Annotated in this window: 4 protein-coding genes; 1 reads left to right on the plus strand and 3 read right to left on the minus strand. The window is 69.1% G+C overall.

The window, feature by feature from the left end:
- From AX018_RS24130 to AX018_RS24140, 3 genes are all read right to left on the minus strand, one after another.
- On the minus strand, positions 1 to 593 hold a 593-nt coding region (locus AX018_RS24130; protein WP_146749449.1), incomplete at its 3' end, for a type VI secretion system Vgr family protein.
- Between the two features lie 225 nt (positions 594 to 818).
- Positions 819 to 1,250: a hypothetical protein gene (locus AX018_RS24135; RefSeq protein ID WP_111882789.1), complete on the minus strand. Its 432-nt coding sequence runs from the start codon at positions 1,248 to 1,250 to the stop codon at positions 819 to 821.
- On the minus strand, positions 1,250 to 6,238 hold the full coding sequence (locus AX018_RS24140) for an RHS repeat-associated core domain-containing protein (protein WP_111882790.1): 4,989 nt from the start codon (positions 6,236 to 6,238) through the stop codon (positions 1,250 to 1,252). The genes AX018_RS24135 and AX018_RS24140 overlap by 1 nt, the downstream gene beginning before the upstream one ends.
- A gap of 276 nt (positions 6,239 to 6,514) precedes the next feature.
- Here AX018_RS24140 and AX018_RS24145 point away from each other — a divergent pair.
- The coding region (locus tag AX018_RS24145; protein WP_211322433.1) for a transposase at positions 6,515 to 6,797 on the plus strand (283 nt) is incomplete at its 3' end.

The following is a 6,797-nucleotide window of genomic DNA, read 5'->3' on the forward strand; positions in this document are numbered from 1 at the left end:
GGGTAGAAGGGGATCACGTGCCCGCCGGGCAGCGGGCTGTGCGAGCCCACCACGTCGTCGGCGAAGACCACCGTGTGGCTGCCGCTCTCGTGCTCGACGTACCAGTAGATGCCTTCGGCTTCGCACAGCCGGGAGATGAACTGGTAGTCGCTCTCGTGGTACTGCACCGTGTAGGGCCGGGTGCGGTAGCCGCGCGAGAGCCGCCGGGTGAAGGGCTTGCCGTAGCGCGAGAGCACCTGCTCGACGATGGCCGGCACGTCCATCTCCTGGAATATCTTGAAGTCCGTGCGCCGGGTGGCCAGCCACAGCCAGGGCTGCAGCGTGAGGCGGTAGGAGAACTGCGCGGAGGTGTCCTGCCCGCGCATGCCGAAGCCGGTGACGATGCCGTCGAGGTAGCGGCGGCCCTGGCCTTCGGTCTCCACGACGACGGTGGTGCCGAGCCCGAGGAGGGCCTTGGGATCGATGGACGAATCCTTGGACAGCAGGTCGATCTCCAGGGCCGAGAGGGCCGAGAGTTCCTCCACGCCCTGCAGCTGGCGGAACTGCAGGGTCTCTCCCAAAGGTGTCTGAATTGTTACGCGACGATTCGTCATGCGATCAACTGTTTCCAGGCGTTGTTGTTGGCGCGCATTATGGAGGCGGGGGTGCGCGCCGATGCACTCTTACTGTCGCGCCATTGCATCCAAATGTTTGCGTAATGACGGGAGATGGCAACAAAAGAGAACGCCTGTGGAGCCAGGCCTGGATCCGTCGCGCGCCACGGATGCCGGCCCGGACCGCCTGGTGGGCAGGCCCTTGCATCCGCGGGCCGCGCGAGATCATGCGCTGGGGCGGAGCTTTCTGGCGGCCTGCCTTCCCCATCTTGCAAAGACAAGGAGTTCCAGGAGTTCGAAGACCAGCCAGAGAGGAAAGAACCCGATGAGGATGAACAGCAAAAAGATCCGGGCGGGGTAGTAAAGCCAGAGCATGGCTCCCGCCTTGAGCCGGGCCGAGTCGTCTCCCCATTTGAGCAGGGGAAGGGCATAGGCCAGCAGGCCCGCACCCGGCGTCAGGAGGGCATGGCAACCCAGCAGAACATAGGCCAGGAACGGGGGCATGTACTCATAAGCCTTGAGCCACCGGGGCAGCAGTTCCTGGGTGGCGGAGGCCAGCGATGCCAGCGTGTAGATGGCGATGGCCGACAGGAGCAGCAGCAGCGGAATGCTTTTTGCAAAACTGCACAGCCGCCGCCTGGGTTGGGGATGGGTCATTAGTTCCAGATGCGGCGTGGATCGAATTTGCTGGCAGAGGGGTCCAGCGGCACGGGGTTGGGCCACGTTCCCTGGAACCACAGGTTGCCCCCGTAGAAGTTGCTCCGGATGCCCGACTCCGAGAATGCCTTGTCATGGTAGGCATCGATCTCATTGCCTTGAGTGCAGCCATTCTGATCGACCTTGCCGGCGGCCTGTGCCTCTTGGTCGGACTTGACCAGTTTGCCGCGAATGCTGTTGAGCACTTCGGATTGCTTGAGGGATTTGTCCTGGATGGCCGACTCGGCAATCAGCGCGGAATTGATGGCGCCATTGACCAGCCTGTTTTCGCTCCGGCATATGAGCGCCCCTGCGGGGTAGTAGCTGCACTTGGGCTTTGCCTGGGCCATCGAGTCGTAGTAGCTGCAAATCGCCGTATCGCCCTTGCCGTCGAAGGTGGGCGTCTGGACGGGCAGTTCGATGCTGGAGAAATCGAACAGTCCCAGCGGGTCCGATTTCTGCAGCGGATTGAGCGGATACGCCTGCTTGTGGATCCCGCCCAGCAACCCGATGGGGTCCTGAGAAAGGTATTGCCCGAGGTGGGGGTCGTAGTACCGGAAGCGGTTGTAGTGCATTCCGGTTTCTTCGTCGAATTGCTGCCCCTGGAACCGGATGTTCTGCGCGATCCGGTGCGGGTTGTACTCCTCGCGCAGGGCGCCCCAGGCGTGGTGGGTGGCCGCCCAGGTGACGAGGCCGGCATGCGGTCCATTGGCGTCCACCAGTGCGATGGGCGTGCCCACGTGGTCGCAAAGGATGTGGCGGATGCGGGTGGCGGCCGCCTGCGTGGCGGCTTCGCGCCGGGCGTGCGCCTCGTGCAGGCCCGCGGCCAGCAGTGCGCCCGCTTCGGCGGGCAGGCCCGCCTGCATGCGTGCCAGAAGGGCCTCGCTGCCCGGGCCCGTGGCGCTTTCCAATGCCGCCTCCAGTGCCTCGCGCTGCGAGCGGGGCAGTGCCGCGAACAGCGTTGCCGTGGCCTGTTCGCCGTCGTCTGCTTCGTCTCCGTCCGGTGCCAGCAGCGCCTGCAGGGCCGAGGGGATGGCCTGCGGCCGGTCGAGCCGCAGGAGCGGCACGAAGGAGCCCGGCTCGTAGAGCGTGTGCTGGATGCCGTCGAACGCCTCGGTGTGCACCAGCCGGTCGCCGTCCCAGCCGGCATAGGTCGTGGCCACGGCGGGGCTGGCCTGCGGCAGGTCTGCCGCGAACACCGTCCGGGCCATGCGGCGCCCGAAGGGGTCGTAGCGGTAGCGGGCGGTGCGCTGCCAGGCGCCTGCCGTTTCCTTGCGCACCCACACCTCGCGCAACTGGTGCAGCGCGTCGTAGTGCAGGCGCTGCGCGTGCCCGTCCGCGCGCAGTGCCTGCACGCGGTTGCCGAAGGCATCGTAGCGGTAGCGCGTGGTACCGGATTCATTCTCTCCGTCGCTCCATCCGATGCGGTTGCCAGGCCAGCGGGTGACCGGGCCCGGCGCCTGACCGGGCGTGCCGGTGGCCTGGAGCAGGTCGAAGCCGGGGTCGTGCAGGTTCTCCCGCACCTGCTGCGCCCAGCCTTGCGGCGGGGTCTGCCCCGCGGCCACGCCTGCAGGGGGCGATGGCAGGCGGTTGCCCGCCGCATCCAGGAGCCAATGCGCCTGCGTGTGCTCCTTCCCGCGCTGCGATGCGCGCTGCAGGCCGGTGAGGCGCCGCCAGGCGTCGTACCCGAAGCGGGTGGCCTCTCCGGGCGTCTGGATGCCTACGAGCTGGCCCAGCGTGTCGTACCGGTACTGCCGCTGCGCGAGTGTGGCCAGCGGCCCCAGGACCTGGGCGGCGTGGACCGCGGGCTCTTCCGGGGCGTGGCGCAGGCCGCGCCAGTCCTGGTACAGCAACCGCCCCACGGGGTCGAGCTGCCGGGCATGGAGAATGGCCTCCGGAGTGCCCGTGCCGTCCGCGCTTTCGTCCGCCTGGCGCTCCAGGCGCAGCGTGCGGCCCACTTCGCGGTGCATGCCGTCGCGCTCCCAGTCCACCAGCGGCGTGCCTTCCAGCAGCAGGCCATGCACGTGCCCGGGGCCGTAGGCCAGCCACTGCAGCATGCCCAGGCCCTGCGCGTGCGTGGCGGTGCGCTGGCCCAGCGGCCCCAGCGTGTGGGAGATGGTGTGCTCGAACTCCACGGCCGGTTCTGCGCTGCGCGCGGCGGCCTGCGGCCCGGCCTGGCGGTAGAGCGTCTGCGTTTCGCCGCAGGCGCGGCCGAAGGCATCGCGCGCGAACGACACCCGGCTGTCCAGCCGCAACCGGTGGGCCTGGAGCTGCTCCGCCAGCGCCGCCAATGAAGGCTCGCCGGGCCGCTCGAGAAGGGCCCGCAGGAACTGCGTGTCCAGCGCCAGCCAGCGCTCGGGCAGGCCGACGGTTTTTTCGCCGGGTTGGAGAGGTGGCAGCGGCAGATCCGCCTGCCATGCGCGGGCCATGGACAGCACGCCGGAGGGGGGGTACTCGAAGCCATGCACTTGCAGCAGGGCCTGCGCCTCGCCTCCGACGGCCGGCAGCCGCACCACCACGCGCGCCACCAGGCGCCCGCGCAGATCGTAGTGCTGGCGCGAACGCACAACGTCGCCCAGCTCGGCCACTTCCCCCATTCCTGTGCCGGCTCCGGCGGCACGCCCCGGGTGGTGGCCCGCGGCGTGGCCGTCGATCGAATGCGTCAGCTGTCCGGCGGCATCCCAGCCGTGCACCAGGCTGCGTCCGTCGAAGCCCACTTCCTGCACGAGCCGGTCGGCCATGTCGTGTACGAAGCGTGTCGCGTCGCCGTTCTCGTTGACCAGCTCCAGCAGGCGCCCGGCCAGGTCGTAGCGCATCTGCACGCCGCGGCCCGCCTGGGCCTGTTCGACCACGCGGCCCCAGAGGTCGTGCCGGTAGGTCACGGTGGTGCTGGTGCCTGCGGCCTCTCCCGTTCCTTCCAGCACCTCGTGCGTACCCTGGGTGATGGACTCCAGCGCGCCGCTGGCCGACCATCGGTAGCGCATCGCCGCGTTGCCCGGGGCCTCCACGCCCACCAGGCGCAGCGCGCCCTGCGCAGTGGCGTAGTGGTAGCGCGTCCGGTGGCCCAGCGCATCCACTTCCTCGATCAGTTCGCCCCAGGCGCCCCGCCGCCAGGAGCGGCTGCTGCCGGAGCAGTCGGTGTGGCGCGAGAGCTGCCCGCAGCCGTCGTAGGCCAGCGACTTGCGCCCGCCCTGGGCATCGATCACCGTCACGGGCTTGTCGCACCACGCCATCTCGTGCGCGGCGAAGCGGCCATCGGGCTGCGGCTGCGCGTACTCGAAGCGGGTGGCGAGCGTCGATGCCGCCATGCCCATGCCGGCTCCTGCACCGTCCTGGGCATGGCCCTGCGACGCCACGGTCAGTGCCACTTCCAGCAGCCGGCCCCAGGCGTCGTAGCGGTAGAGCACGCGCCTCCCTGTCGCATCGGTGCTCTCCAGCAGCAGGCCGTCCTGCGCGCTGCCCATTTCGCCCCAGCGCTGCTGCAGGCTGGCGCCATCCGGGTACTGCACCCCCAGCAGGCGCCCCGCGCCGTCATGGCGCCACCAGGTGGTGCGCCCGAGCGCGTCGGTGGCGGCCACGCGCCGGCCGGCGCTGTCGTAGCGGTAGCTCTGGACGGCGCCATCGGGCCCCACGAGCCGCATGAGGCGCTTGAGCCCGCCTTCGCCCTCGAAGTGGTATTCGGTCGTCCGCCCCAGGCTGTCAAGCACGACGGTGCAGCTTGCCACGGGCGCGCCACTCGCCTGCTCCTGCGCGGTGCGGGGCGGCGGATCGCGGTAATCGAAGAAGTACGACAGCCCTTCCTCGTTGTGCTGCTCGATCACGCGCGCTCCCGGGCGCGGCGCCGTGCCCGGGCCGTGGCCCGTGCCCGCATCTTCGTACACATAGCGGTGCAGCGGCCCGTGGCGCACGCGGTGGCTCGTCATGCGGTGCACGAGGTCGTAGCCGAAGCGGCGCAGAACGGCGCCATCCTGGCCCAGCACTTCGGCCAAATTGCCCGCCGCGTCGTAGCGGTAGCGCACCAGCGGTTGTGTGCGCGCCGCGGCGCCGGGCACCTGGGCCGGATCGTGCGGGTTGGCCGTGCAGTCCACGCCGGCCAGCCGCACGCCGTCGTCCGGCCCCAGCAGCGGATGCGCCGTGGCCGCCGCGGTGTCGTCCGGGGCGATGCGCTCATAGTGCAGCCTGTATCGGCGCTCGCTGCCGTCGGTGATGGCCACGAGGCGGCCTTGCTCCGGTCCGCTTTCGCCCCAGTGGTAACGCTGGCTGCGGCCGAAGCGGTCCAGCACCTCGTGAAGCGCGTGGCTTCCTGGCCCGTGCGAGGCCGGCAGAAATACCCAGGCCGTGGGCGACGCGCCCGAGGCGGCGACCACGCAGCGCGAGTCGGCTCGCAGGTGCGCGGGCACATGGGCCCAGCGCGGCTGCCATGCCCAGGGGCGCAGTTCTTCCGCGGAAGCGCCGTGGTTCGGGCTGGCCGCCCCTTCGGGCGCGGCCCCTGCGTGGGCGCCGCCGCCGCGCAGCAGCCACACGTCCTCGCTGGCGCTGTAGAGGGCCTCGCCGGGCTCCAGGGGGTCATCGAACGTGATGGCCCGGCCGGCTGCGTCCAGCAGCACCGCGCGCTCGGTCTCCAGGCGCAGTGCCGCCTCCATCGGCAGCTTCCAGCCGTGGCCCAGCAGCCCGCAGGCCGAGCCGTGTTCGGTATTCACATAGCTGCTGTAGACGCGCTGCCACACCAGCGGCATTGGCCCGGGCAGGGCGAAGTCCAGGTCGTCCCCACTGGAGAGCACCTTGGCACCCAGCGACGGGTTCACGGGGTTGCCCACGGCCATGCCGCCCGGGCACTCCGAACAGGCCACGCCGCCGGCCGAGCCGATCAGCACGGTGGCCGAGCCCTGCACGATGGGCCCGCCCGTTTTGGTCATGTCGCCCTGCCGGGCCGCGGGTTTGCCGCTCATGTGTCTTCCCTTTGGTTTCGGTGGCTGCCGACCTGGACGATGCTATCTTTTGTGTAGCAATAAATCGAGCAAATACGGCGGCATGGAGCAGTTTTCACGGAGTTCCTGGCTTCTCCGGCGGGCTGATGCGCCTGGCAGCACGGAGTGAAAATCGATTGCTATGTTTTTTATAGCTAACTATTCAATGAATACGGCGGCATGGAGCATATTTTTCCTGCATGCATCGCCACGGCTTTGTTGCACAAATCACCCCGGCCACACCGGTAGACTGAAGGCGTGACGGAAGCAAAGAGCGAGAGGCGGACCAAGTACCGCACGACGAACTGGAAAGCCTACAACGCAGCGCTGAAGGCGCGAGGATCGTTGACGATGTGGCTGGATGAAGGCATGCAGTGGCTTGGCAAGCCGAACGGCAAGCGCGGGCGCAGCCCGACGTTCTCGGACGCAGCCATCCAGTTTTGCTTGAGCATCAAGTGCCTGTTCGGCCAGCCCCTGCGGCAGGCGCTGGGCATGGTGGACAGCCTGCTGCGGCTGGCCAAGCTGGACTGGCCGGTGCCGG

The organism is Paracidovorax anthurii (assembly GCF_003269065.1).
Taxonomy (GTDB): Bacteria; Pseudomonadota; Gammaproteobacteria; order Burkholderiales; family Burkholderiaceae_C; genus Paracidovorax; species Paracidovorax anthurii.

Coding starts and splice junctions, on each gene's coding strand:
- AX018_RS24135 (WP_111882789.1), bottom strand. CDS start 1,250: ATGACCCATCCCCAACCCAGGCGGCGGCTGTGCAGTTTTGCAAAAAGC.
- AX018_RS24140 (WP_111882790.1), bottom strand. CDS start 6,238: ATGAGCGGCAAACCCGCGGCCCGGCAGGGCGACATGACCAAAACGGGC.